Annotated in this window: 23 protein-coding genes and 1 tRNA gene; 14 read left to right on the top strand and 10 right to left on the bottom strand. The window is 45.3% G+C overall.

Features of this window, described 5'->3' with window-relative positions; translation table 11 throughout:
* The first annotated feature begins 11 nt into the window (after positions 1 to 11).
* From AC3FZD_RS19750 to AC3FZD_RS19710, 9 genes are all read left to right on the top strand, one after another.
* Positions 12 to 899: an FkbM family methyltransferase gene (locus AC3FZD_RS19750; RefSeq protein WP_488737655.1), complete on the top strand. Its 888-nt coding sequence runs from the start codon at positions 12 to 14 to the stop codon at positions 897 to 899.
* A gap of 47 nt (positions 900 to 946) precedes the next feature.
* Positions 947 to 2,155 carry a glycosyltransferase gene (locus AC3FZD_RS19745; protein WP_488737654.1) on the top strand — a complete coding sequence of 403 codons (1,209 nt, stop codon included), beginning with the start codon at positions 947 to 949 and terminating at the stop codon, positions 2,153 to 2,155.
* Positions 2,156 to 2,219: 64 nt separating this feature from the next.
* Positions 2,220 to 2,657, top strand: coding sequence for a hypothetical protein (locus AC3FZD_RS19740; protein ID WP_488737653.1), 438 nt, complete (start codon positions 2,220 to 2,222; stop codon positions 2,655 to 2,657).
* Positions 2,651 to 4,312, top strand: coding sequence for a hypothetical protein (locus AC3FZD_RS19735; RefSeq protein ID WP_488737652.1), 1,662 nt, complete (start codon positions 2,651 to 2,653; stop codon positions 4,310 to 4,312). The genes AC3FZD_RS19740 and AC3FZD_RS19735 overlap by 7 nt, the downstream gene beginning before the upstream one ends.
* Complete coding sequence (locus AC3FZD_RS19730; protein ID WP_488737651.1) at positions 4,272 to 5,561, top strand: glycosyltransferase family 4 protein; 1,290 nt, start codon at positions 4,272 to 4,274, stop codon at positions 5,559 to 5,561. The genes AC3FZD_RS19735 and AC3FZD_RS19730 overlap by 41 nt, the downstream gene beginning before the upstream one ends.
* Before the next feature lie 84 nt (positions 5,562 to 5,645).
* Positions 5,646 to 6,341, top strand: coding sequence for a class I SAM-dependent methyltransferase (locus AC3FZD_RS19725; RefSeq protein WP_488737650.1), 696 nt, complete (start codon positions 5,646 to 5,648; stop codon positions 6,339 to 6,341).
* A gap of 153 nt (positions 6,342 to 6,494) precedes the next feature.
* Positions 6,495 to 7,172 (top strand): class I SAM-dependent methyltransferase, encoded by a 678-nt coding sequence (locus AC3FZD_RS19720; RefSeq protein ID WP_488737649.1) that lies wholly within the window; start codon positions 6,495 to 6,497, stop codon positions 7,170 to 7,172.
* On the top strand, positions 7,173 to 8,336 hold the full coding sequence (locus AC3FZD_RS19715) for a glycosyltransferase (protein ID WP_488737648.1): 1,164 nt from the start codon (positions 7,173 to 7,175) through the stop codon (positions 8,334 to 8,336).
* Positions 8,333 to 9,556: a glycosyltransferase gene (locus AC3FZD_RS19710; protein WP_488737647.1), complete on the top strand. Its 1,224-nt coding sequence runs from the start codon at positions 8,333 to 8,335 to the stop codon at positions 9,554 to 9,556. The genes AC3FZD_RS19715 and AC3FZD_RS19710 overlap by 4 nt, the downstream gene beginning before the upstream one ends.
* Before the next feature lie 75 nt (positions 9,557 to 9,631).
* On the opposite strand, the gene AC3FZD_RS19705 is transcribed toward AC3FZD_RS19710, so the two are convergent.
* From AC3FZD_RS19705 to AC3FZD_RS19670, 8 genes are all read right to left on the bottom strand, one after another.
* A tRNA-Leu gene (locus AC3FZD_RS19705) sits at positions 9,632 to 9,713 on the bottom strand.
* A complete protein-coding gene (locus tag AC3FZD_RS19700) occupies positions 9,692 to 10,567 on the bottom strand; it encodes a M48 family metallopeptidase (protein WP_488737646.1) in 876 nt (291 codons plus the stop codon). Before AC3FZD_RS19700 ends, AC3FZD_RS19705 begins: the two co-directional genes overlap by 22 nt.
* Before the next feature lie 227 nt (positions 10,568 to 10,794).
* On the bottom strand, positions 10,795 to 10,986 hold the full coding sequence (locus tag AC3FZD_RS19695; RefSeq protein WP_271937459.1) for a DUF2949 domain-containing protein: 192 nt from the start codon (positions 10,984 to 10,986) through the stop codon (positions 10,795 to 10,797).
* A 463-nt stretch (positions 10,987 to 11,449) separates the two neighbouring features.
* A complete protein-coding gene (locus AC3FZD_RS19690; protein WP_488737645.1) occupies positions 11,450 to 11,941 on the bottom strand; it encodes a DUF192 domain-containing protein in 492 nt (163 codons plus the stop codon).
* Positions 11,942 to 12,110: 169 nt separating this feature from the next.
* Positions 12,111 to 12,806 carry a response regulator transcription factor NblR gene (nblR, locus tag AC3FZD_RS19685; protein ID WP_488737644.1) on the bottom strand — a complete coding sequence of 232 codons (696 nt, stop codon included), beginning with the start codon at positions 12,804 to 12,806 and terminating at the stop codon, positions 12,111 to 12,113.
* Positions 12,807 to 12,851: 45 nt separating this feature from the next.
* Positions 12,852 to 13,673 carry a CPBP family intramembrane glutamic endopeptidase gene (locus AC3FZD_RS19680; RefSeq protein ID WP_488737643.1) on the bottom strand — a complete coding sequence of 274 codons (822 nt, stop codon included), beginning with the start codon at positions 13,671 to 13,673 and terminating at the stop codon, positions 12,852 to 12,854.
* A 13-nt stretch (positions 13,674 to 13,686) separates the two neighbouring features.
* The gene (gene clpS, locus AC3FZD_RS19675) at positions 13,687 to 13,968 is read right to left on the bottom strand and encodes an ATP-dependent Clp protease adapter ClpS (RefSeq protein WP_488737642.1); all 282 of its coding nucleotides are present in this window, start codon (positions 13,966 to 13,968) and stop codon (positions 13,687 to 13,689) included.
* Positions 13,969 to 14,226: 258 nt separating this feature from the next.
* Complete coding sequence (locus AC3FZD_RS19670; protein ID WP_488737641.1) at positions 14,227 to 14,790, bottom strand: Uma2 family endonuclease; 564 nt, start codon at positions 14,788 to 14,790, stop codon at positions 14,227 to 14,229.
* Positions 14,791 to 14,961: 171 nt separating this feature from the next.
* Between AC3FZD_RS19670 and AC3FZD_RS19665 the strand changes: the two genes are divergently transcribed.
* The gene (locus AC3FZD_RS19665) at positions 14,962 to 15,342 is read left to right on the top strand and encodes a hypothetical protein (protein ID WP_488737640.1); all 381 of its coding nucleotides are present in this window, start codon (positions 14,962 to 14,964) and stop codon (positions 15,340 to 15,342) included.
* Here AC3FZD_RS19665 and AC3FZD_RS19660 read toward each other — a convergent pair.
* Positions 15,339 to 15,533 carry a hypothetical protein gene (locus AC3FZD_RS19660; RefSeq protein WP_283762142.1) on the bottom strand — a complete coding sequence of 65 codons (195 nt, stop codon included), beginning with the start codon at positions 15,531 to 15,533 and terminating at the stop codon, positions 15,339 to 15,341. The two genes, AC3FZD_RS19665 and AC3FZD_RS19660, sit on opposite strands and share 4 nt — an antisense overlap.
* Positions 15,534 to 15,802: 269 nt before the next feature.
* Here AC3FZD_RS19660 and AC3FZD_RS19655 point away from each other — a divergent pair, with 269 nt between their 5' ends.
* The gene (locus AC3FZD_RS19655; protein WP_488737639.1) at positions 15,803 to 18,400 is read left to right on the top strand and encodes a TIGR03960 family B12-binding radical SAM protein; all 2,598 of its coding nucleotides are present in this window, start codon (positions 15,803 to 15,805) and stop codon (positions 18,398 to 18,400) included.
* Between the two features lie 89 nt (positions 18,401 to 18,489).
* Here the strand turns inward: AC3FZD_RS19655 and AC3FZD_RS19650 are convergent, their stop codons facing one another.
* Entirely contained in the window at positions 18,490 to 18,648 is a 159-nt protein-coding gene (locus AC3FZD_RS19650; RefSeq protein ID WP_488737638.1) for a hypothetical protein, read from the bottom strand.
* A gap of 298 nt (positions 18,649 to 18,946) precedes the next feature.
* Here AC3FZD_RS19650 and AC3FZD_RS19645 point away from each other — a divergent pair, with 298 nt between their 5' ends.
* The 3 genes from AC3FZD_RS19645 to rne all read left to right on the top strand — a co-directional run bounded on the left by AC3FZD_RS19645 (position 18,947) and on the right by rne (position 25,944).
* Positions 18,947 to 19,828, top strand: coding sequence for a hypothetical protein (locus tag AC3FZD_RS19645; protein WP_488737637.1), 882 nt, complete (start codon positions 18,947 to 18,949; stop codon positions 19,826 to 19,828).
* Between the two features lie 186 nt (positions 19,829 to 20,014).
* Entirely contained in the window at positions 20,015 to 23,479 is a 3,465-nt protein-coding gene (locus tag AC3FZD_RS19640; RefSeq protein WP_488737636.1) for a CHAT domain-containing protein, read from the top strand.
* Positions 23,480 to 23,853: 374 nt separating this feature from the next.
* Positions 23,854 to 25,944 (top strand): ribonuclease E, encoded by a 2,091-nt coding sequence (rne, locus tag AC3FZD_RS19635; protein ID WP_488737635.1) that lies wholly within the window; start codon positions 23,854 to 23,856, stop codon positions 25,942 to 25,944.
* Positions 25,945 to 26,022 lie beyond the last annotated feature (78 nt).

The following is a 26,022-nucleotide window of genomic DNA, read 5'->3' as shown; positions in this document are numbered from 1 at the left end:
TTAAACAAGTTATGATTGAACAAAAAAGTGTTTCAGAAAACAATCCTTCAAAAGATTGGCTTGGAGAATTGATAAAAATAACTCCTTGGTTTCGTGGAAAAAATAGACTGATTCAGTATTGGATAGAAACAAGAGATAAAAACACGAAGAAAATCAGGCGGATGATAGGTGGGTATCAAATAATTTGCGATCTATCAATTGCTTATGAAGCAATGGTTTGGCTAGAACAAGAGGAAAGGGTAGATCTCAAAATATTGAGATCCTTGCTGAAGAAAAATCAAAAATTTGTCGATTGTGGTGCCAATATAGGTCTTTGGACTATTACAGCAGCTTCTTTAGTAGGCCCAGGGGGAAGAGTATACAGTTTTGAGCCTAATAAGTATACGTTTCAAAAACTTGAACGGGGTGTTTTATCAGGCAAAGATATAGATATAGTTCAGTTATTTTGTGCAGCAGTTGGAAGCAAAAAAGAAAACTCACCTATGAGGATAATTCAGGAAGAACATAACATCAGCCACATGACAGATACATTGGATAGTGAATCAATGATAGTCCCAGTCGTAAGCTTAGACTATATTCTCCAAGCTGAAGACCGAATTGATGGTATCAAAATAGATGTAGAAGGTTTTGAGTTAGAGGTACTGAAGGGTGCTAGAAATCTTCTCAAAAAAAGTCAGCCTTGGCTCTTTGTAGAATTCAATACTTGGCTGGCTAAGGTTAATATTTTGCAGCAGTGGGAAGTTCATAAGTATTTGCGTGAAATAGGTTATGTATGTTGCGAATCTAAAAATTCTCTAAAACGCTCTCCTCACGATATTTTGCCAGATAATTGGCAGTCTCCCTATGGCTACTGTAATTTGTTTTATTGGTTCCCTCAGCAATCATCTACCAGTTTATAGTCTTCTGATCCAACTGTTATCTAAGGCTTTATAGAAAAAAGCAACTTATGAGCAAACACAAATACCGAGTCCTATTAATTTCTGCTCTCCCCATTCAAAATTATGCGTCCTTACGCTTGATGGCAAACCATCCCAAACTAGATATCCTGGTTGCCTATTGCAGTTTACCTGAATCCAAAGAATCAACCCAGATTTCTACTTCCCAGAGTCCAGAGTTGCTCACCCAGCGACTTTTTGATATTCCCTTACTGGAAGGATATCCTTGGCGTTACATCCCTAACCGTTCTCCTTTACCCAGCCTGACAACATCCTCTGGTTTAATTAACCCAGGTTTGGTGAGGCTAGTTTCCCAATTTGACTGTTGTGTTGTCTATGGTCATAACTACGTTAGCTTTTGGCTGGCGATCGCTGCTGCAAAAATTGCTAAAAAACCTCTGATTCTGTCCACAGATGCCACCTATATTGAACCCATTTCTGGCGGTAATTGGAAGATTCCCCTCAAGAAAAAAATTCTCCCCTTTCTCTATAACCATATCGCCGATGCCGTACTGGTACTTTCCACTACCTCAAAGAGATTTATTCATTCATTAGGTGTTCCTGAAGACCGAATTTTTATTACTCCCTATGTGGTGAACAATAACATCATTGCTGAAACAGCAAGGAACTGCGATCGTCAGAAAATGCGATCGCAATGGAATATTCCAGAAGATGCTACTGTAGTCGTCTTCTGCGCTAAATTTATTCCTCGAAAGCGACCTCAAGATGTCATTCAAGCCTTTGCTGGTGCTAATATTTCTAATAGCTATTTAGTCATGGTTGGAGATGGCCCCTTAGGAGATGACTTGAAAACTCAAGCCGAACAACTAGGAGTTAAAGACAAAGTACGCTTTCTGGGTTTAGTCAAATATTCTCACCTCCCTGAAGTCTATGCTTCCAGTGATGTGCTTGCCTTTTCCTCAGAATACGAACCGTATGGTTTACCAGTTAATGAAGCGATGATTTGTGGTATACCCGTAGTTGTCAGCGATCGCATCGGCGCAGGCTACGATCTCGTTGAAGAAGGAAAAACAGGCTTCACCTACCCCTGTGGTAACATTGATGCCTTAACCACCATCTTTAAGCAAACCTTAAGCCAACCTGAACAACTGAGAGAGATGGGTGTAGCCGCGAAAACTAGAATGGAAACCTGGTCACCGCATGAAAATGTTGAAGGTTTAGTTGCAGCAGTCCAGAAAGTTATTCAACCGAGGATCTAAGGCTTAACTGAAATCAGTGCCAAAAGTCGTAAATAACACAATTAACCCCAAAAACTATTGATTTATGAATTCTGAAAGGATATACCAACAGTTGTTTTCCCAAATCTTAAAAAATACAGCGGAATATCATGGTTCTGTTAGTTGTGGCAGTCCTTCTGCCAACTATTTTTGGTATCGAAAACGCAAACAAGTCCTGAAACTGTTGAAAAATAATCTCAAACAAATCCAACAACTCAGTCACAATAGCCAGGAAAACCAACTTCTGGTTGAACTCGGCTCTGGAGAAGGTACTGATCTATTTTTAATTCATAAAACTCTCAACAAAGAGTCGGATAATTGGAAACTCATTGGATTAGAAGGAGACTCCCTAAATTCAGAAATTTGCGAGTATAAAAAGAATAGCTATCAAGTGGGTGATGCAGTTGAGTTTCAAAGCACTGACTTAACAGAGTCTCTACCTTTTGCTAATCAAGCAGTTGATCTAAATGGGATAGCGTGTTGAAGAATATTGGCTTTAATTTGGTAGACTATGAGCGAGGAGCATTGTTTTATGGTGGGCCCCCTTTTTACGATCAAGAATTAATTTTGGGAGTTTCATTTATAACACAAGCTATCCTGGATATATTGCCTAAAAAATTAGTTCGGAATATTTCCGATCAACATTATAGCCCTGTACAAGAAAGATGTATAGAAAAAAACAAATCTGTAACACTCGATTTTTCTAAAAACCACATGAAACTTCTGATTGCCCTAATTATTGTTAGCGCTATTTTTTATTGGTCTTGCCTTGACTGGCGAAGATCCGTAAAAGCTTTACTTTTGCTGGTTGTTCTAGAAGGAGTCCTGAGAAAATGGATCTTACCCCAAGCCAGTGAACTGATTTACTTCCTTAAAGATATTGTTCTATTTGGAGCCTATTTTCAATATTATGGTCTTTCCAAACGAAAACTACCTAAGCTGAAAATAAATTCTTTTAGTATATTATTATTATTATCTTTTACTTGGGGACTATTTCAAGTCTTTAATCCTAGTTTGGGATCTATAGTAGTTGGAGTTTGGGGGATGAAAAATTACTTTTATTACGTTCCCATAATTTGGATGTTCCCCGATCTGTTTCAGTCCGAAGAAGAATTTAAACAGTATCTTAAAAATCAGCTTGCCTTATTCATCCCAGTCGGGATTTTAGGTATTGTGCAATTCTTTAGTCCAGCCTCTAGTCCAATTAACTCCTATGCTCCTGGATTAGACCAAGTAGAAGGAACGACTACTGCCCTATTTAGGGGAGGAGGAAACGTTAGAATTACAGGTGCATTTTCTTATGTTAACACTTATATTCCTTACCTATTATTTAACATAAGTGTAGTCCTGATTTTTTTGGAAGAAAAATTGCAACAAAAAGAACTACAAATTGTTATAGTGAGTGGCATATTACTCATCCTAAACTCTTTCATGACTGGTTCTCGAACCATAATATTTGCAGCAGGATTACTGTTAATCGGATATTTTGCCATAAAAAGCATCGGACAGTTCAATCGTGTTTGGCGTATTCTTCAATGGACTCTACCTCCGGCTCTAATTCTGATCGGAATAACTCCTATTATATTTTCATCAGCAGTAGCAACTGTGCTAGACCGTATTCTCTTAACTTCTGACTTAAACATTCGCCTATTGTTATTTGTTATTGAACCCATTAATAACTTACAACTGAAGCACTTCGATAGTTTTGGGATTGGGTCTACTCACCAGGCCACCCCCATGTTGAGAAATATCCTAAATTTGCCAATGGGGGAAATTATTCCAGTTGGCTATGAATCGGAAATGGGAAGAATTGTCTTAGAAATTGGGCCGATTGGTTTTATATTGTGGTATGGACTCAAAATAGCAGTTATGGCTGGACTGTTTGCCTTATACTGGAAACTCAAGCGACCCTTTTTGCGAAATCTAGCCTTGATTGCCTTTCTGATTCAAGCAATTTGGTTACCCAATCAGCATGTTTTCCACATTACATATAACGTTTACTACTGGTGGATGACCGGCTTTCTCTATCTCCTACCTCATTTAGAAAAAATGGAAAATTGGCGGCAACAATGTTATATAATTCAGTCTTATGAACCTTATGAACAGCTACCGTATTTCCCTGAGTCACCCTACCGGTAATCCTAATTCCCGTGAAGCTGCGTTGGCTCTAGCAGAAAGTGGTTTTTTGCATGAAATTATTACCACGATCGCCTATAATCCTAATTCCAACATTACTAATCTACTCCACCAATTACCAACAACTCTCAGAGAAGGTATCTCTCAAGAACTCAGACGACGTACCTGGATACCCCCAGAAGATATTACAATCTGCTCCTACCCTTGGCAGGAAATTCTTCGAGTCGCCTTAGTTCGTAGCGGTTTACCCCGTCGCTTTGGTATCAATAACCAGCGATTGACAGACTGGATTTATTCCTCGATTGATTGGCAAGTCGCCCAATCTCATCTCGATGGTATCCATGGTGTTTACGCCTATGAAGATGGAGCAGCGACTACATTTCAAGAAGCGAAAAAACGAGGGATGATATGCTTTTATGATCTTCCCATTCTCTTCTATCAAATGAGTCGAGATATTCAAGCAGAAGAGGCTCAACGATTCCCCGATCTAGCTCCAGCCCTACAAGCCGCTAAAGAACCTGAATGGAAACTCAAGCGCAAACAACAAGAAATTCAGTTAGCCGATCACATTTTCGTCGCTTCCTCTATCACTTGTCAATCCTTACTCAACTTTGGTGTAGATCAAGATAAAATTAGTGTTATTCCCTATGGTGCGCCCCTAGACTATTTTCATCCCCAACCTAAAATCGACGACTGCTTTCGCGCTCTCTATGTTGGTCGCGTTGAACCCCGTAAAGGTATTCACTATCTGTTAGAAGCCTGGAAAAAAATTAAATGCTTGGATGCAGAATTATGCTTAATCGGTATCAATGAATTTCCCTCTGGATGGCTGGGTAAATATCAAGATTTTTTTCGATATATCCCTCCGATTCCTCACTATAGTCTTAATGAATATTATAGCAGTGCTAGTGTCTTTGTTTTTCCTTCTTTAGTTGACGGATTTGGTTTAGTTCTTCTAGAAGCTATGGCTTGTGGTATCCCAGTAATTACCACGCCGAATACAGCCGGCCCTGATATCATTACTGATGGAGTTGAAGGATTTATTATCCCCATTCGCAATAGTGAAGTGTTGCAAGAAAAAATAGAATGGTGTATTAACAATCCTCTGGAATTAAAAGCCATGGGACAAGCGGCCAGGAAAAAAGCTGAGACATTAACATGGACTCAATATCGAACAAAACTAAAAAATAAAGTAGATTCCTGTATCCAAGATTTTTATCAAATCAAACAAAATAAAAATTCATTGCCATAATTGTTTGTTTTTGCTATACTATTTAAAGAGGGCATACCTAATGATAATCAAGAAACATAAGGACTGAGTGAGGAAAAAGTAAAAATGTGTGACCAATCTTGTATCGACTTTGCGAAAAAAAGTTTAAAGGCCGAAGATGTTCAAGGAAAGTCAGTAATTGAAGTCGGTGCGTATGACATTAATGGTTCTTTAAGATCTATGGTCGAAGCTTTAAAGCCTTTGAGCTATAAAGGAGTAGATATTGCCATGGGGCCGGGAGTTGATGAAGTATGTAATGCTGAAGATTTGGTAAAACGTTACGGTTCTGAACAATTTGATCTATTGATTTGTACAGAAGTCGTTGAGCATGTGCAAAATTGGCGTTCAGTATTCAGCAATCTCAAAAATGTTTTAAAAGCTGGAGGAATTTTACTTCTGACTACAAGATCAAAAGGGTTTCCTTATCACAGTGCCCCAACAGATTATTGGCGCTATCAGGTTTCAGATATGGAGATTATATTTTCTGATTTGACTATAGAAATTTTGGAAAAAGATCCAGATCAGTCTGGTGTTTTCATTAAAGCGAGAAAACCAAACAACTTCCAGGAGAAAGACTTAAGCGATCACCTTCTATATTCCATTGTTAAGCATAAACGATTGATGAATATCAATGATGAAGATATGAATCAGATTGATCGATATTGGAATGAAATAGAACTGGCTGTTAGGCAAAAATTGTCAGTATTATTACCTGAATCCGTGAAGAAGTTTGTTAAAAAGAATATATTGAGGATTCTGTAACAACAGCCAAGGTGGTTATGAAACTAACTGCTGTAGTATGGGTATTCCCATATTGGTAGGAATTGATTTCCTAAGTAGTGTATCTAGTGCGATGAAATTATAATAATCTTATATTTAAGCATTGGTCAAACTTAACTCTATCAGTTCAGTCAAATGAATCTCAACCCAAGTATTCCCCAAACAGGAATTTGTTTGCATATAGGCTGTGGACTCAGAGTCGTGGAAGGATGGAGAAATATAGATAGTTCTCCTAGTTTGCGGTTTTCTAAAGTCCCCCTTGTTGGCCGTAGTATTTGTCAATTAATAGGCGCTCCAGATTGGCCAAGGTCAGCCCAGTGTGGAGATATTCTTAAAGGACTGAATATTCCGAATGATAGCTGTGATCTGATTTATGCTGCTCATGTTTTTGAACACTTGAGTTATCCTGACTTTTTTTTTAAGGCTTTAGAGAATGCCTATAAATATTTAAAACCTGGAGGAACTCTCCGCATCATTGTTCCCGATCTACAAATATATATAGAAAAATATGTGGAAAATCGATCGGATAGCGAACGGGAAGACCTGGCAGCTTATGAATTCATGTATCATTCCTTTGTTGGTCATCAGGGAAGTCGCAGTCGATTTGACAAGCGAATTAGGGAAATGTTCTCTAATTACAGACATCAGTGGATGTGGGATGTGCCCTCATTAAAAAAAGCTTTTTGTAATCAAGGTTTGACTGAGGTGCGTGATTGCCAGTATGGAGATTGGTTAGATCCAAGACTTGCATTAGTTGAAGTGGAAGAAGTCCATGTAGGTTCAATCTGTGTTGAAGGAATTAAACCAATCTGAATGCTGAAGAAGAAAGGAATCAATCATTTTCACTTGTGGTTTCCCAATATGTTTGGGTTTAAGGGAGGGATTCAAGTTTATTCTGCCTTTTTACTACAAGCGCTACAAAATTTGTATCCCGATCGCCAGTATCAGGTATACCTTAAACATGATACTCAATCTTCCCCCGATCTAGGTCATTGGCATCAAACGGATTTCCATTTTACAGGTAAGATTCCTCTCTCCTGGCGAACCCCTGCTTTTGCCACTCAGATTTTACTCTCTGGACTCTGGCAGTCTCCAGAGTGGGTGATGATAACTCATTTGAATTTTACACCTGTCGCCTACTGGCTAAAACGCTTCAGAGGTATTCCCTATTGGACGATCGCCCACGGAGTAGAAGCCTGGAACATCGATCGCCCCAACCTCAAGATCGCCCTCCAAAACGCCGATCGCATCCTCGCTGTCAGTAACTATACCCGCGATCGCCTCCTCAAAGAACAAGACTTGAATCCAGAGCGGGTTTTACTCCTTCCCAATACCTTTGATAGCGATCGCTTTACCATTGCCCCCAAACCTCCTTACCTGCTCCAACGCTATGGTTTTTCTCCAGAAACCAAAATCCTATTAACCGTTTGTCGCCTAGATAGTCAAGAACAATATAAAGGCTACGATCGCATTCTAGAAGCGCTGCCCATCATCCTCCCACAGGTTCCCAAACTCCATTATCTGATTGTCGGCAAAGGAGATGACCGTCCCCGTGTCGAAACCCTGATTCAAAACCTGAAGTTAGAAGAGTATGTCACCCTAGCCGGTTTTATTCCCGATGAAGAATTGTGCGACCATTATAATCTCTGCGATCTCTTTGCCATGCCCAGTAAAGGTGAAGGATTTGGCATCGTTTATCTAGAAGCATTAGCCTGCGGTAAACCGACGTTGGGAGGGAACCAAGACGGGGCCCTAGATGCCCTCTGTAACGGTAAACTAGGAGCATTAGTCAATCCCGATCAGGTCGAAGACATTGCCCAAACCCTCATCCAGATTTTGCAAAGACAATACCCCAATCCACTGATGTATGAACCGGAAGCCCTACGACAACAAGTGATTGAAACCTTTGGATTTGAACAGTTTCAGCAAACCCTACAAGCGCTGATGGAAGATTTTTCCCTAGGAGGTCATCCGTGAAAGTTCTCCATGTCATCCCCTCTTTATCCCCTAGTCGAGGAGGCCCCACTGAAGTCGCTCTAAACTTGGTTAAGTATCTCAGGCAATCTGGAGTTGATGCCGAAATTGCCACAACCAATGACAATGGAGCAGAAAACTCCCAACTACTGGATGTCCCCCTAAACCAAAGAGTCGAGTACCGTGGCGTTCCGGTCTGGTTTTTGCCTCTAGCTTCTGCGCCTAGTCAAGGCGTTTCTTTAGGGCGCGATCGCGGATTTCTCTTTTCTCCGGCAATTACCCGATGGCTATGGCACAATGTCCCTAACTATGACATTCTCGATAACCATTATCTTTTCTCTTATGCTTCTACTTGTGCTGGGGCGATCGCCCGTTGGCACAAAATCCCCTACACCCTCCGTACCATGGGACAACTCTCTCCCTGGGCCCTAGCCCAAAGCCATCGCAAAAAACAACTCTATAGCCTGCTCATCGAACGACGCAACCTCAATCAAGCTGCCGCCATCCACTGTACCTCCGACGGAGAAGCCTTAGATGTTCGCAATTACGGCATTACTGCTCCTACCGTCACCATTCCCCTAGGCGTGGACATGCCAGAAATCCAACCCGATGCTAAAGCGAAACTCCGGGCAAAATATGATATCCCTTTAGACGTGCCGATTATTTTATTTCTCTCCCGTCTACATTATAAAAAACGCCCAGATCTATTAATCGAAGCACTCCATCGAGTTAAATCTGAGCATCCTAACATTTATCTCCTCCTTGCCGGTTCTGGAGATTCTCAATATATTGAGGAATTAAAACAGTTAATCCATCAGTTAGACTTACATCATTGCACCCGATTTACGGGATTTGTGACTGGCGAAGACAAAGATTTAGTCCTGCAAGGCTCAGATCTTTTTGTCCTTCCTTCCTTTTCCGAAAACTTCGGGATTGCCGTTGTAGAAGCCATGGCTGCTGGTTTACCTGTGATTATCACCCCAGAAGTCCAAATTGCCCCAGAGATTGTCCAGGCACAAGCTGGGTTAATTGTAGAGGGTAATAGAGAATCTGTAGCCAGTGGAATTGCTCAGTTACTGACATCAGAGAAGCAAAAACTGAGTCAAAATGCTCAAACTTTAGTTAAACAGTGCTATTCTTGGCCAGCCATTGCAGAACGGCTGGCTGATGTCGATCGTTCTGTAATTCAGAACCAACTTAACGACTATAGTCGATTAGATTAAGGTTAAGACATCAGGATTTATCTACAACCAGATATCATCGTTAATCAAATTAACAATATATTCTGATTTGGGTTATGGGCGGGGAGAGACTCGAACTCTCATACCCGAAGGTGCCACATTTTGAGTGTGGTGCGTCTACCAATTTCGCCATCCGCCCTGGGAGATAACTTTGTCATTATAACCTATTTTCAGATTTTGTAAAAGGTTTTGATAATCTTGAGTTCTGGCCCATCGATCAACTTCCCTGGCGCGGAGAACGGGGACGGGATGGGTGAGTTCAGCACTTTGTGCTTGTTTGAGCAGTTGACCGAGTTCGCTATCATCAATGCGATCGTAGGCACGAGCTTGATCGATAAAGGCATCTAGGTTGAGTTGGGGAGCCAGAGAAGGCGATCCACCAGTGAGTTTCATGAGGACAGACATGACGACTCTGGGATTTTGACTGACTAATAGAGCGGATCGATCGCAGGAAAACTCAGCACATCTTACCCATTCCATTAACTGGCTTTGCAGTTGTTGAGCCACCAGCGTTCCCCAATTGGGGACTAAACTAGCTCCGAGTACCATCAGGTTGGCTAAAGTGAGGTATACCCCATGATCGCATTTGAGATGGCCTAATTCATGGGCAATAACGGCTTGAATTTCTTCGGGGGTAAGCAGTTCGATCAGGGAGGTATGCACCACCATAAAGGGTTGCTTTCCTCGCATGGCAAAGGTATAGGCGTTGGGAACTGGATGCTGCTTGATATACAGTTGGGGCGGTTCTAGGTCTAAGATCTGACTGGCTTCTAGGAGCAACTGGTGTAAATGGGGCAGTTGGCGATCGCTCACTAAAATACTAGAAGCAATATTCTCTAAATAGAAATATTTTTCACCCACTGGAGCCAGTAAATTACGAATGACCAGATCCAGTCCGGGCAACTGCTTGAGCGCTTGCGTCGCCTCTCGATCCAGGGGATGACGGAAATGATCGGCTTTAAGCCCCCTTAAAATCAGTTTTGATAACTCCATACAACACTTCAAAGGAAACGATTAGAATAATGAACTGAATCCACATAGTCAATTCCCAACTGATTGTAGCAACAATTGCCAGAAGCGGGTTAAAAATTCAACCCGCTTCTGGATGTTTAAGTTATTAACGATCGCCGGATCGAGCGTCATCCAGGCACTAATTAGAATCCGTTTCCGAGAAATGATAAACTCTAGCCTCCATAGTCTGATTACACCTGGATCGATCTCTAGGCCGTTTCCAGCCAATCAAAAATTTGATCGAGCTGCTCTAACGTCACTAAGCCATATTGCCACAAAACCATGGGTAACGGGCCGGGATCGTGTTCGCACTGTCTCATCGCTAAAGAGATTGAAGAAGAAGAGATAGATAACTCATCTTGTAAAAACCGAATTAATTTGGCGTAGCTTCCGGGGGACATAATCAAATTTTTCACCTCATTGTCTTAAAAGCTTATTTTGAAATCAGGGTTTGTTAAGTGGGTGGTGGGGGAGTCAGTTTATATTCTGTCCCCGTTGTACAAGCATAAATCAAGAGATTTAATACCTGATGTGATCTTCTCCCGTCTTAAAAGAGGATCTCGATCACAAGTAGACCCCGAATAAGGGTCTGATGAACAGGATGTAAAGTTCCAGAAGATCTTAAGGCTCTCTGAATCGCAGGTTAACCTGTTTTACTCGATCTTGAGGAGATTAGCAATAACTTTATTATGCTTCAAGTTTTTTAGCCTATCAAATCTTTAAGGTTTTGTAAAGGCTTGTACAGATTTTAAACCCGTTGTGTTGGTAGGGATCAACTCTCTGCCCTAGAGATTGGAGGCTAAAATAGCGAAACCCCTTAAGCAGCAAGGGATCTGGAAAGAGCATCCAGGGTTTGAGTTCTCCCTAATCCAAAAAACGAATCTCCAGTTTATCGCCCACTTGTAGCCCTAACTCGGCTGCACGTCCAGAACGCAATTCTATCACTTGATTCACCGGTTTATCTGGGCCATAAACGGGACAAGAAGAGGTGGTACAAGGGGGAACAGAAGGGGCGATCGCCTTTACTTCTCCATCGAGCAAAAAGATCATATCTAAGGGAACCGGCACATTTTTCATCCAAAAAGTGACTACCCTCGGATTAGGAAAAGGAAATAACATCCCCCGATTATCCGGTAATTGGGGTCGATACATCAATCCTAAAGCCTGTTGATCCGGAGTCCGAGCCACTTCTAATTCAATCATTTCTCCAGAAATTGCCACTCGTGCCGACACTTCTAATTGCTGTCCCTTGGCACTCTCCTGAGCGATGAGATCAGCAGCATCAGGAGGAGGGGGAGATCCAGCACATCCCATCATTCCCAGACTCAAGAATAAACCCAATCCTAAGAGAGCCAAATTACCCCTCTTTTGAGATGGGTTTTGATCTCCCCAACCCCCCTTAGAAAAGGGGGGCAATAAAAGTCCCCTTTTCCAAGGGGGATTTTCCGCAAGCGGACATGAAAGGGGGATGGAAATATACCGCATAGTAGAGGAAAATTTTATCATTTCTTTCTTCTTTACCATCTCAAGGTTCCCGCAAAACATAGCCAACTCCTCGCACCGTCTGAATCAGACGCTTTTCACCCTCATGTTCAATCTTCAGTCGTAAGTAGCGGATATAAACCTCAATCACATTGGATTCCCCCATAAAGTCATATCCCCAAACTTGCTCTAAAATTTGTTCGCGGGTTAAGACATCACGGGGATGTTCCATCAAACACTTGAGCAGTTCAAACTCCTTCATCGTTAACTCGATCGCTCGTCCATCCCGAAAGGCTTTACGAGTACCGAGATCCAAAATTAAGTCACTAAAGCGCAACTGTTCATGATTCTCCGGATCGGCTTTGAGATAGAGTCGTAATCGTTCTAAAAATTCCTCTGTCCGATAGGGTTTAATAAAATAATCATCAGCTCCCGACTCTAAACAAGCTACCCGGTCTTCCACCGTATCTTTAGCCATTAACATTAAAATTGGGGCAACAATTCCCTGACCCCTAATTTTCTCACAAATACTTAATCCAGAATCCCCCACCAACATGCGATCAATAATAATTAAATCCGGTTTAATCCGATCCACTTGAGCTACAGAGAGTTTTGGATCGCTCGCCACCACTGGATCGTAACCCGACTCTTGTAAGTCTAGACTCATTTTTTCCGCTAAATTAGTATCACTCTCAATCACCAGGATACAAGGGTGAGACTCAAGGAGAAGGGTGTTCATAATATTCGAGTTTACCCGGTAAGGATGCCTAGTTTATCAAGGATTTTAGGGGTTTAGAACTGTCAGCGATCGCCTTCTGAGCCAAAAGCCAATCCCACTGAGAAATAATATCCCCATCATACCCGCTAGGGGATTTTGATCAATGCCAGTGACCCAAGGAGGAACACTTTGCGTATACTCAACCAGTTGACCCACATTGAGGACATAAAATGTGGCCACTAACCCCGTATGCAGACCAATGGATAACCCCAAGCGTCCATAGGTTGCGTACTTTGCCCAAACCAGAGTTAAACCTAAAAGCACTAAACCCGGAAACTGAACCCAGGTTCGCAGAATTTCCCCTAGGGGTTTAATAAAGTGGAGAACAGCAAAAGTGAGGCTATTGATCCAAGCTGAGGATTGAGGGGAATAGTCCCGTTGCAGCTCACTGAGGAGCCATCCACGAAAAAACAGCTCTTCTGCACAACCGACTCCAAAACCCACTAGAGAGGCTTCTAGAATCACTTGAGGTAGGAATAGGGGCGATTGCCTCCAAGTCACCCAACCCAGCCCTTCTTCTATCGTAAATAAGCCCAAAAGTCCCGCCACCGCAATACACAAACCCGCTAAACACTCTAAGCGGTTTACTTGGGTTAACCTTACCCCATAATATTTGAAGAGATGGGGAATGGGGTCAACCCAGTGAGACCAGACATAAACCAGTAACAGGAACTCTATGTATAAGATGCCCATGGCTAAAATACTTTGCCAATTGGGGTCTGCCACCCAGAGATAAATGGGCAAAGCGATGGGTAACCAAACACAGAGCAGCACCACCAAAAATAGGATAATCCTTTGAACTGCTTGTGCTTGCTGTACCTTCCTCATTCGGTTAGAGGTCTTATTCCTCTGGTTCAATGGTACTGATCAGCCCGTGATTATTCAGAGTTTCACTGTAAAACTCAGCATGTTCCTGAGCGCAGGTAATCACCAAGGCTATGCCACTATTATGAGCTTCCATCATAATACTGACCGCCTGGGGCTGAGTTAAGCTCGATACTGTTTTTAGCAAAGTTTCGACGACATATTCCATGCTGTTGAAGTCGTCATTATGGAGTAGCACCCGATAACGAGGGGCTATTTTACGGGTTGTTGACCGTTTTTCAATGGTTTCCACAGACATAGCTTTACACCTCTGGTAAGGGATCAAAGGAAAGCAGTTTCGTTCTATAGGTTATATGTCAAGAAGCCTGATTTGCTTGATACAGCACTCTCTTGTCTACCCAAAGTGAAATTATAGCATTCTCTGTTCCGATCTGTGATTTTTGGCTCAATGGCTTAGTAAACAGTATAAAATTAAACCTTAAATAAGGCAATGGGTATGGGGATTTACACCAATCTTATCGTATTAGATGTCATGTTGCTACAGGCGATCGCTGTTCTATTCATCGGTAAACACAGGGGGCCAGATTTCGTTAATTTTTATAGACCAACCGGGTAAGAGTTCGGGAATCGTTAGTTCTTGTTCACCGCGTAAAACAATGGGTTCAGCATTGGGTCGATAAAGAGTTACCGTTTGTAAGTCAGGATCGATCAGCAGGCCGATGGTACTTCCCAGACTGAGGAAAAGTTGCAGTTTCTCTTCTAGGGATTTTATGCGATCGCTCTGAGATTTAATTTCCACGACCAAATCGGGAACCAAATCGCCGAAATAACGAGGGGTGGTTTTCAGTCGTGCAGCCCGCACAAAGGAAACATCGGGTGCTTTCAGGTCGTGATTGGGTAGAATAAAACCGCCAGAGGAATCAAAGACTCGCCCTAAACGCCGAGGATAAGCCCAAGTTGCGAGTAAGCTAGAAAATAGAATCGTTATTTCACTAGAAACAATATCTGAAGGCCCCATAACAATGATTTTTCCATCTTCAAGTTCTATCCGGTAATCTTCACCCGATTGTTCGAGAGTGGCTTGTACTTTTTCTAAGTCTTTTACTGTCATATAAGGCATGATTGGATCTCCTGGATAGGCGACCAGAGCTGTGTTAATGATAGCTTGGTTGAGGGAGCGATCGCCAGAAGAGATGGGATGAGGAGTAATTTTGGTTAAATCGATCGACGACGACTATACTAAGAATCTAGATCAAATAACTGGTGATTGATGATTCGGTAATCTTCGACCATGGAGAACCTGAGCAACATCCAGCCTTGTCAAATTGTGTACTTAGAGGTTAACGGCGATCGCCTCTATAGTGAAGTGATTCAAATTGTTACCGCTAGAAGCTTGGCTTGGGTACGTCCCTTAATGCTGGTGGAGTTGGCCAATCAACACCCCTCACTCTCACCGGACTTGCCCGTTTATTATGATTTACGTCAGGGCCCAGATCTCTTATGGCCTCTCAATGCCTTTCATCCGGCCTTAGACACCGATGTAATTCCTATCATCGCCCAATTCGGGCCAATGCACCCCGCTAACTCTAAGGGGAGCGAACAGAATCAACAGTTACGATCCTTTATCGATCGCCTCTGGAACCTTAATCAAAACCCAGAATCAGAACCCTAGGGGTTAGAAACCAATTGAATACGCCCTTCATCCATTTCGGTCATCAACAATTCTAGGGCCTCATAGTCCACATCAGAAATATGGCCTAAGCGCGTTAACTCTGCATTAATGGCATTTTCCAATTCCGGGGTAAGCCGTTTTAAGTAGAGGATCTGCTCTACCAACCGACGGATTAAACTGGTGGGCATCATAATTGAACCTCACTTTCTGGGTATACTTCTAGTTAACTGTCAATAGCTAGGCTCAGATGTGATCGAATTAGCGAAAATCAAGTGACATCGATCACCCAATCCTGGGGATCACGTCAGGATAGATGGTTGGGACAATGTATGTGATCGATTGGTTAAAGTAATGATACTTATAAGAAAGGGAATGGGGGGAGGCAAAAGGCAAGAGGCAAGAGGGAAAACCGATAGGGTATCCTAGAGATTTGTACCCTGGCTAGACGAGAGGTGACCTTATGGTTATTGCACTTGACCCATTATTGACCCCCGATATCCATAAACCCGCTCGCTATATCGGTAAGGAATTAGGGGCAGCTTATAAATCTTGGTCAGAGACTCAAGTCCATTGGGTGTTGAGTTATCCAGAACTATATGAATTAGGCTCATCCAATTTGGGGCATCAGATTCTATACAATATTATTAATGCCCAGCCGCGTCAACTGTGCGATCGCACCTATTTACCCGGCCCAGATATGAGCGCTAAACTGCGGGAAACCCAAACTCCCCTATTTGCCCTTGAATCCCGCCGCCCTCTGCAAGACTTTGATATCATTGGCTTTAGTCTCAGCTACGAACTTGGCGCTACCAATATCCTAGAAATGCTCGATCTCGCCGGTATTCCCCTCACCTGGGAAGAGCGCCAAGAGGGCAACTTTCCCCTCATTTTTGCCGGTGGACAAACGGCTACCTCCAACCCCGAACCCTACGCCCAATTTTTTGATTTTATGGCTCTTGGAGATGGGGAGGAATTGCTGCCAGAAATTGGCTTAATTGTGGAAGAAGGCTTAAATCATAACTTAAGTCGTGGGGATTTACTCTTGGATTTGGCCCAAATTCCCGGAGTCTATGTACCTCAATTTTATCAACCCACAGCAGATGGCTCTATCGTTCCCCTGCGTGACGATGTGCCCGATCGCATTTTACGACGAACAGCGCCCCCCATGCTCGCCTATTCCGTCGCCCTTGTGCCCTATATTGAAACCATCCACGACCGTTTAACCCTAGAAATTCGGCGCGGATGCACCAGAGGATGCCGGTTTTGCCAGCCAGGAATGCTCACCCGTCCAGCGCGGGATGTTGACCCAGAGGAGGTGATCGAGGCGATCGCCGACAACATTCAAGCCACCGGTTATAATGAAATTTCCCTGCTCTCCCTCAGTTGCTCCGACTATCTCGCCCTCCCTGCCGTCGGTTTAGAACTCAGAAACCGACTTCAAGACCAAAAAATCGCCCTCTCCCTCCCCAGTCAACGGGTAGACCGGTTTGATGAAAACATTGGTAACATTGTCGGGGGCACGCGCAAAAGCTCCCTCACCTTTGCCCCCGAAGCCGGAACCCAACGGATGCGCGACATTATTAACAAAGGCTTAACCAATGAAGAACTCCTGCGCGGCGTAAAAAGTGCCTATGACCAAGGATGGGATCGAGTCAAACTTTACTTTATGATTGGCTTACCCGGAGAAACCGATGCAGATGTATTAGGCATTGCCGAAACCGTCCATTGGCTCCAGCAAGAATGTTATACTCGCGGTCGAAAGCGCCTAGGCGTTACCCTCACCATCTCCAACTTTACCCCCAAACCCCATACCCCCTTTCAATGGCATAGCGTATCTACAGCAGAATTTGAGCGCAAGCAGAAACTGCTTCAGGAACAGTTTCGGCAAATGCGGGGAGTCAAGGCCAACTTTACCGATATTCGATTATCCGCCATGGAAGACTTCCTTTCAAGAGGCGATCGCCAACTCGGCCCCGTTATCCTAGCAGCCTGGAAGCGCGGCGCAGGCATGGATGCTTGGTGGGAAAGCCTCCATACCGCCTATAATGCTTGGGAACAAGCCATTGACGAAGCCGGACTCACCTGGAAATACCGGCAAATTACCGAAGGAACCTGGCACGCCCTCCCTAACCATCTTTCATCCTCCGAGTCCCTTATAGATCAACCCCTCCCCTGGGATCACATCGACACCGGAATCAGCAAAACCTGGCTCAAAGAAGACCTTAAACGCGCCCTCCAAGAAACCACTGTCCCCGACTGCTCCTTTGACACTTGTTCCCACTGCGGAGTCTGTGGAACCGACTTCGGCCATAACATCATCATCACCCCGCCCCCCATTCCCAAACTAGAAACTCACGACAACACCAAAGTCCAACCCGTCCAACGCCTGCGAGTCAAATGGGGCAAACAAGAAGAAATGGGGCAAATTAGTCACCTAGACTGGCTGCGACTCCTCGACCGGGCAGTCCGTCGCGCTGCCTTACCCGTTGCCTATAGTGGAGGATATCATCCCAGCCCCCGGATCATGGTTGCCAGCGCCCTCTCATTAGGCATCACCAGCAGTGGCGAATTAGTCGATTTTGAACTCACCCAGCCCGTCCCACCAGAAGAATTTTTACAACGTCTTCGCGCCCAACTGCCCGCCGAATGTCCCCTTTACGAAGCCCAAGAAGTCCCCTTAAAAGGGAAAAGCAGCGCCCAACGATTAGAAAAAGCCGAATATCAGATCGCCCTAGACTCTTCCATAGCCGTCATTTCTGAACAATGGCAAGACTGGATTCAGGCCATTTTAGACCGCCAAGAAATCATTAAAGAAGGCAGAACCAAATCGGGCAAACCCAAAAAAATCAACCTGCGAGAGCAACTATTTGAACTAGAATTAGAATCCATTTCTGCTGACGGTTTAGCCCATATTCGTTATCTCGGCAGTTGTCGCAACGACGGAACCCTACTCCGTCCCATGGATGTAGTTTATCTGTTTGAGTTTATTAGTTCTGCTTCTGGAGAGTTTTCTGTGCGTCATACTCACCGCAAACAGTTGATTTTATTGGATGAGTAATATAGAGGTTGCCCCTCATCCCCCTACCCCCTTCTCCCGCAGGAGAAGGGGGTTTTTAAGTCCCCCTTAAAAAGGGGGATTTAGGGGGATCAGTCATCCCAGGTTTTCCAAATATGATACAACACAACGATCGCGCTCATGATAAACCCCAAAGAAGGATTTAGGATGAACCCAACCATATTCGGCAGCACAAACTCCGAAATCAGAATCAAAACTTGTCGTTGTCGTTGTCGTTCTTGAGAACTCATAATCCTTAATCTCCCAAGTTCATACTCCCGTTTTAGCCCCCTATTTCTCCTCTGAAAATGGCGATAAAATATGGAAAAAATAAATCGATATAAATCCCGTAAACAAACCTCGTAGGGTGCGTTTCCGCAAGCGGACATGAAAAGCGACAGCGTAATGCACCGCCCAAGACCCGCATAAATCAACAAAAATAAACCAAAATATAGGCAAATAAAACAAAATAAAATTCAAAAAAATCTGTCACTTACTAACAACATATGCTAGAGTAGAAGAATCAGTAAAGCATGGTAGGGAAAAACCATGGTCAATTCTCAACCGCAGCCCCTGCAAGACCAATTCATTTTGCACATGAGGCAGCAGATTTTCAACCATAATCGCAATAGCGAAGTACAGAAACTTTGCTTCTGGTATCGGTGGCATCCGGATAATGTGAACGAGCAACATCTAGCCATTAAAGTTAAGATCGAAAAGGACTTAAACAGCAGTTCTGCTCTGAGTAACATCAACAAGACTATTCAGGAAGTGGTCGAAAAAATCAAAACCACATTTGGCCAACAAATGGAACTTGATGGGGTTAACCTTGACGATTTGAAGCACAAAAAAACTGGTGCGCCGAGTGAGTCCGATGTTGGCCCCTGGAAAGTCTGTTATGATTGGCTGTGGGATAAAGCCTTTCCTCGGTGGGCGTTTGGGAAGTTGCAGCAACAGAAGCAAGTGGCCGCAAAACCTGGATGGTTGGAGATAGTTCCCAACCAGGAAGATCGTTGTATTGCTGTGGGTAGAGCGAATAATTCGCCCCAAGAATTACAAGTGAATCAGGGATATCAATTGCAATTGCAAGTCCCGGTTCCGGGGTATTTGCTGTTGTTATTCCGGGAAAAAGATGGCAGTTATTCCCTCTGTCCTTCTGGGGCATTTTCCAAGCAGTATGACGTCTCGAAGTCGGTGGAGTGGATACCCAGAGTTAATGCTGACTATCAGGATATGACATTTAATGTGGGAGAGGCGGAATTTTTGGCGATCGTGTTACGCGAAGGTTGGCCGTTTTCGGGTTTTGGAGAGGAGGAGATACCCGAATTAACCGGAGCGCAAATGGTGGAGGTTTGGGAGACCTTGCAAACGGTGGAATGGCAAGGATTTTATCGCCGCTATACGGTGGTGGGGGCAGGTTCACAGAGTTGAGGGTTGGGTGTCCAAAATCTGGGTGAAACCTGCCCCTACGGGATCGTGGGATGAAAATGTTTTGATCCCCCCCAACCCCCCCTTAAAAAAGGGGGGGCAGCAGAAGTCCCCCTTATTTAAGGGGGATTTAGGGGGATCTCACCCCTAGGGGGATGGATATAATGGTTGAAATGGGAGGGTGGAACAATGGATGAACAACGGATTAGAGAGTATGTGAACCTGCTGAACCAACTGTTGCAGTGCGAGCAGGGAGACGAGGGGCGGATTTTGCGCGAGAATGCAGCGCTGGTGGATGAGGGGTTGTTGCAGGTGGGGATGAGTGCGGCGCAGCAGTTGATGGAGAAGGGACAGGAACAGACGGCGCGGTGGTTGGTGCAGTTTTTGGAGCAGGTGTTTGGGGGAGAGAGTAGGGAACAGCGCCACACTCCAGAAGAGTATCGTCAGTTTATCGCGGGATTAGTACAAGCAGAAGGGACAGGCAACTCGGAACAGACGCAAGCACTGCTGGCAACCCATCAGCATCTGCTGGATGGAGCGTTTGCGGGGATGTTGCAGGGGGTGGCGAACCAATTTATTGCAGCACAGCCAGAGGCAGAACAGCCAGAAGCAGAAACGACTATGGTAGGGCTGGTGGGGAATATCAGTATTGAGATTAGTGATTTTCCTTTGGGAGATCTGCAAACGAATAAGGAGATTGCCATTGCTGGGTATCAGTGGATGTTGGATCGCTTGGAGGATAACCCGGAACTGTGGGCGCAAACGCAAAATAATCTGGGGACTGCCTACCGAGAGCTTGCCTCAATTCGGGAGAAGGGGGAGAATTTAGAGAGGGCGATCGCGGCTTACGACAACGCCCTCCAGTTCTTCACACCGGACAAATATCCCCAACAGTACGCCACCACGCAAAATAATCTGGGGACTGCCTACCAAGATCTTGCCTCAATTCGGGAGAAGGGGGAGAATTTAGACAAGGCGATCGCCGCTTACCACAACGCCCTCCAGTTCCGCACACGGGACAAATTTCCCCAACAGTACGCCACCACGCAAAATAATCTGGGGGCTGCCTACCAAGAGCTTGCCTCAATTCGGGAGAAGGGGGAGAATTTAGACAAGGCGATCGCAGCTTACCACAACGCCCTGAAGTTCCGCACACCGGACAAATTTCCCCAACAGTACGCCACCACGCAAAATAATCTGGGGATTGCCTACCAAGATCTTGCCTCAATTCGGGAGAAGGGGGAGAATTTAGAGAGGGCGATCGCAGCTTACGACAACGCCCTCCAGTTCCGCACACCTGATAAATATCCCCAACAGTACGCCACCACGCAAAATAATCTGGGGAATGCCTACCAAGATCTTGCCTCAATTCGGGAGAAAGGGGAGAATTTAGACAGGGCGATCGCAGCTTACCACAACGCCCTCCAGTTCTACACACCTGATAAATATCCCCAACAGTACGCCACCACGCAAAATAATCTGGGGACTGCCTACCAAGAGCTTGCCTCAATTCGGGAGAAGGGGGAGAATTTAGACAAGGCGATCGCGGCTTACGACAACGCCCTCCAGTTCCGCACACGGGACAAATATCCCCAACAGTACGCCACCACGCAAAATAATCTGGGGGTTGCCTACCAAGAGCTTGCCTCAATTCGGGAGAAAGGGGAGAATTTAGACAAGGCGATCGCAGCTTACGACAACGCCCTCCAGTTCTACACACCGGACAAATTTCCCCAAGATTACGCCATGACGCAAGAAAATCTCGCTTATGTTTATCTTGAGCAAGAGAATCTTCAAAAAGCAGTGGCATGTCTGCGCTCTTGTTTAACCGTTTTCCTGCCGAACTCCTTGCCCTTAGATTGTCTAAAACCTGCAAAAAATTTAGGCAATCTTGGCTTCAAAGAAGGCAATTGGAACCTTGCTATTGAAGGCTATGCAACTGCCATCGAAGCCGTCGAACAAAGTCGCGCTTGGACAACCACAGACGATCGCCGCCAAGAAATCATGGCAAACTCTAGGGAAGTCTACGCCAATATTATCCAAGCCCATGTCAACCTGAAGCAATACGGCCAAGCCTTGGAGTATGCAGACCGCAGCCGCTCCAAACATCTGGTAGACTTAATGCATAGTAACGACCTCTATCAAGGGGGCAATATTCCCCAAGAGGTGCAAGACTTACTGGAGCGCTACGAAGCCTTGCAACGGGAAATCAACGAGAAACGCCAACGTCCGCAAAACCCCAACGATAACAAAACCGTTGCCACCACTCGCAAAACCTTCGAGACATTTGTCCAGGATATCGAAGCCTTAGAAGTGGAAAAACAACAGGTTTGGCAAGCACTGCGCCGTAAAGATCCCGTCTTAGCCGACTCTAAGGAAGTCGCTCCCCTGAGCTTAACCGAGATGCAGAAGTTGCTCCCGGATGCTACTACCGCTCTGCTCAGTTTCTACACCACCAATGAGGATACGTTTATCTTTATCCTCTACAAGGATAAACCCACCCAATGCCACCGTTGCCCAGAACAAGGATTTCAGAACTTGCAGCGTTGGTTAATCGAAAACTGGACAATTCCTTACCGTAACTATATCTATAACAACAACTCCCAATGGCGCGATAACATGGTTGAACTCCTCCATGAACTCAGCCAGCGCCTCAACTTCCAGGACTTAATCCAAACCCATCTCCAAGATATCCAAGAACTAATTATCGTTCCTCAATATGTGCTGCATCAAATTCCTTTCGCAGCGCTTCCCCTATCTGCACCTACCTCCCACCTGCAACCCCAGGCACTCCCAGAAGAGAGCAGAAAACCCGGAGGAACGCCCAAAACTGCCACCCACAGCCAAACCGCGACACGCTACCTCGGCGATCAATTCCGCATTCGCCTGATTCCCTCTTGCCGCATTTTACAATATTGCCAAGAGCGCCCACCCCTGAAAGAGCCAGCCCTAGGCATTGTCGCCGATGCCACCGAAGATTTGCCCTTTACCCCCTTCGAGTGCGAAACCATTGCCCAAACCTACAACGTGCCTGCCTCTCGCTACCTGCGGGGCAAACAAGCGACGGTGGAGGAGTATAAAACCTTGCTGCAAACCGTGGGTCGCCTGCACAGCAGCCACCACGCCGCCTACGACTGGCAAAACCCCCTCAACTCCCGGCTCGTCCTCGCTGGTGGCGATCTCACCCTCGGCTTGCTGCTCACTCCCGGCTGGCGGATGCCCAATGTAGACGATATTTTCACCTCCTGCTGTGAAGTCAATTTTACCATGCCCAACTTCTCCGATGACCCCCTGACCCTAGGGGCGGGTTTCCTCTGTGCTGGAGCCAGGGCAGTAATCACCACTCAGTGGGCAGTATCTGACCTGGGAAGCGCCTTGTTAGCGATTTTATATTACGAAAAGCGAAATTCCGGTTTACCTCGCTCTACCGCCCTCCAGGATGCGCAATGGGAATTACGCAGTTTAACGGGTAAGGAGTTAGAGAATCGGTACAAAAAACAACTATTAGACTATCTGCAAGAGCGCTATGGGGACAATGAAACCCGGTTGAACGAGCTGAAGCATCGTTTATCCCAGTCCTATGCTCTTGCTCTGGATACTCCGTTTGACGATCCCTATTATTGGGCGGGGTTTGTGGTACAGGGGATGAATTAACAATTAACAATTAACAATTAACAATTCCCCCACTCCCCCATCCCCCCACTCCCCCATTCCCCCACTCCCCCATTCACCATGACCCAAAGTTTGGTACAATAGCTATTTATGACCTCATGATCGGGTCACAGTTTTTGGAGATCGAACATAAGGGGCGGAGAATCCCTAAAGCAATGGGGTATTGTGTTTCAGTCCCATGACCGATTGTTCAGGCTAAATTAGAAGAAACATGCTCGTCGGTTGTGCAGTAAACCGGGGTAATGCTCTTTTCCCCTGAGATCGGCTGGCGGTGAGGAACCCAGAACACCAACGAGACAAGTTTAATGCGTAAGCTGCTTACTTATTTACTGACATGGATAATTTGAGGAAATTGGATGCCAAAGCAAATTATTATCGCCGAGCAGCATAGATTAGCTGCTGTTTTTGAGGAAGACCAAATCCAAGAACTCGTAGTCGCCACAGGAAGTCATCAAGTTGGAGACATTTACCTCGGTAGCGTAGAGAACGTCTTACCCGGTATTGATGCGGCCTTTGTGAATATTGGCGATGCTCAAAGAAATGGATTTATTCATGTAACGGATCTGGGCCCTCTCAGGCTTAAACGAGGTTCGGGAACGATTACGGAGCTACTGGTTCCCCAACAAAAGGTGCTGGTACAGGTCATGAAAGAGCCTACGGGTTCTAAGGGGCCCCGGTTAACGGGGAATATTACCCTACCCGGTCGCTATCTGGTGCTGATGCCCTATGGCAGAGGGGTGAATCTATCTCGGCGAATTACCGGTTCTCAGGAGCGATCGCGCCTGCGTGCCCTAGCTATTTTAGTTAAACCGGCTGGCATGGGTTTACTGGTGCGTACCGAAGCCCAAGCCATGGCAGAAGAAGCGATCATGGAAGATCTCGAAGAATTGCTCACCCGTTGGGAATCCATTTTAGCCGAAGCCAGTTCGGCCGCGCCCCCCGCCCTATTGGGTCGAGATGATGATTTTATTGTCCGCGTTCTCCGGGATATGTATACCAATGATGTGAATCGCATTGTGGTAGACTCCCATACCGGTCTCAAGCGGGTAAAACAACAAATCATTAACTGGAATGGCGGCAAGACTCCGCCGGGTATCCTCATAGACCATCACCGGGAAAAAACCTCAATTTTGGAATATTTTCGGGTGAATGCGGCCATTCGAGAAGCCCTGAAACCGAGGGTAGATTTGCCTTCTGGAGGCTATGTCATTATTGAGCCAACGGAAGCCCTAACGGTGATCGATGTGAACTCTGGCTCCTTTACCAGTTCGGCAACTGCCCGTGAAACGGTGCTGTGGACAAACTGCGAAGCAGCTACAGAAATCGCCCGCCAATTGCGTCTACGCAATATTGCCGGAGTGATTATTGTCGATTTTATTGACATGGACTCCCGCAAAGACCAGTTAAGGGTACTACAACATTTTGAAGAAGCCCTTTTATCGGATAAGGCTCGCCCCCAAGTGGCTCAACTGTCAGAGTTGGGTTTGGTGGAGTTAACCCGTAAACGCCAGGGACAAAATATCTATGAGCTGTTTGGCCATACCTGTAAAACCTGTAATGGTTTAGGCCATTTGGCCGCCCTGCCAGGGGAAACAGAAGACCCGCCTACAGCTCTACAGGATCGCTCCTATCCGGTAGTGGGGCGGGAAATACCCACCCCAGAAGTGCGACTCCCAGAAAATCCGATGGTTAAGCCAGAGTTGGTTAACGATTTCGCTCCGAGTGTCGATCCCAGTCCTAGTTATACTGAACCCTCGTCCCTGCGTAGCGCTGCGGGTATGGATGACTTGCCAGAAAGCTTTGGAGTGGATGAGGATGCGACGCTCCGGCGTACCCGCCGCCGTCGCCCTGATGCCAAAGATCAGGGGGGATATGGCTATCCTGAGCCGGCCTATCGCAGTGGGGCGGATTTTTCGGGAACAGCTCTCCAAGAAGGAACGCGCCCCGTCCGCTCGGATACGGGCTTTTCTACTCGCAAAGACTATTGGGAGAAACCGAGCGGCCCGCGTAAACGTTTAGGGACTCGCTCCTTAGATGTCCCTCCAGAGGTAGTCACGGTTTCCATGACCTCGGAAGAGCAAGATATCTATGCTTTGATGGGTATTTCTCCCCTGGTTTTGTTACCGGATGGAGAGAGCAAAAATCCCAAATCTACGATTGTTCAGGTTAATTCAGTTGATGCCCATGATCCTGAGAATTTAAGCGTAATGGAGGAGGATAATCTGGAAGATCGGGAGGAGGTCACCCCAAATTTGGATAAGGATGAGGTGGCTAAAGTGGAAGGAAATTGGGGATGGATGGCTCCGAGTGGGGAGCAAGAGCTGAGTTCCCAGGCTTCCGAGGAAGAAGAAAATGATCTGATGGATGCTGAGGATCATGATATGGGTGAGGGAATTCTAGAAACCCGTCGCCGTCGCCGCCGTCGCTCTTCTGCTGATTTAGATTAGTCTTCCTGGCTTGAGTGGTGTATGCCCCTCTCCCTCAACCCTCTCTCCTACGGGAGAGAGGCATAGGGTTTTGCCCTC

It is taken from the genome of Roseofilum sp. KMC-1 (genome assembly GCF_057802075.1).
Note: the sequence above shows the minus strand (reverse complement) of the source record. Positions and strands in the feature narration are given on the sequence as shown.

Bases quoted from the DNA above. Each gene is read 5' to 3' on its own strand.
- clpS (WP_488737642.1), bottom strand. From the start codon at position 13,968: ATGTCTGTGGAAACCATTGAAAAACGGTCAACAACCCGTAAAATAGCC.
- AC3FZD_RS19725 (WP_488737650.1), top strand. From the start codon at position 5,646: ATGTGTGACCAATCTTGTATCGACTTTGCGAAAAAAAGTTTAAAGGCC.
- rne (WP_488737635.1), top strand. From the start codon at position 23,854: ATGCCAAAGCAAATTATTATCGCCGAGCAGCATAGATTAGCTGCTGTT.
- AC3FZD_RS19670 (WP_488737641.1), bottom strand. From the start codon at position 14,790: ATGCCTTATATGACAGTAAAAGACTTAGAAAAAGTACAAGCCACTCTC.
- AC3FZD_RS19715 (WP_488737648.1), top strand. From the start codon at position 7,173: ATGCTGAAGAAGAAAGGAATCAATCATTTTCACTTGTGGTTTCCCAAT.
- AC3FZD_RS19695 (WP_271937459.1), bottom strand. From the start codon at position 10,986: ATGTCCCCCGGAAGCTACGCCAAATTAATTCGGTTTTTACAAGATGAG.
- AC3FZD_RS19645 (WP_488737637.1), top strand. From the start codon at position 18,947: ATGGTCAATTCTCAACCGCAGCCCCTGCAAGACCAATTCATTTTGCAC.
- AC3FZD_RS19740 (WP_488737653.1), top strand. From the start codon at position 2,220: ATGAATTCTGAAAGGATATACCAACAGTTGTTTTCCCAAATCTTAAAA.
- AC3FZD_RS19720 (WP_488737649.1), top strand. From the start codon at position 6,495: ATGAATCTCAACCCAAGTATTCCCCAAACAGGAATTTGTTTGCATATA.
- AC3FZD_RS19640 (WP_488737636.1), top strand. From the start codon at position 20,015: ATGGATGAACAACGGATTAGAGAGTATGTGAACCTGCTGAACCAACTG.
- AC3FZD_RS19745 (WP_488737654.1), top strand. From the start codon at position 947: ATGAGCAAACACAAATACCGAGTCCTATTAATTTCTGCTCTCCCCATT.
- nblR (WP_488737644.1), bottom strand. From the start codon at position 12,806: ATGAACACCCTTCTCCTTGAGTCTCACCCTTGTATCCTGGTGATTGAG.
- AC3FZD_RS19655 (WP_488737639.1), top strand. From the start codon at position 15,803: ATGGTTATTGCACTTGACCCATTATTGACCCCCGATATCCATAAACCC.
- AC3FZD_RS19700 (WP_488737646.1), bottom strand. From the start codon at position 10,567: ATGGAGTTATCAAAACTGATTTTAAGGGGGCTTAAAGCCGATCATTTC.
- AC3FZD_RS19660 (WP_283762142.1), bottom strand. From the start codon at position 15,533: ATGATGCCCACCAGTTTAATCCGTCGGTTGGTAGAGCAGATCCTCTAC.
- AC3FZD_RS19650 (WP_488737638.1), bottom strand. From the start codon at position 18,648: ATGAGTTCTCAAGAACGACAACGACAACGACAAGTTTTGATTCTGATT.
- AC3FZD_RS19665 (WP_488737640.1), top strand. From the start codon at position 14,962: ATGGAGAACCTGAGCAACATCCAGCCTTGTCAAATTGTGTACTTAGAG.
- AC3FZD_RS19680 (WP_488737643.1), bottom strand. From the start codon at position 13,673: ATGAGGAAGGTACAGCAAGCACAAGCAGTTCAAAGGATTATCCTATTT.
- AC3FZD_RS19730 (WP_488737651.1), top strand. From the start codon at position 4,272: ATGAACAGCTACCGTATTTCCCTGAGTCACCCTACCGGTAATCCTAAT.
- AC3FZD_RS19750 (WP_488737655.1), top strand. From the start codon at position 12: ATGATTGAACAAAAAAGTGTTTCAGAAAACAATCCTTCAAAAGATTGG.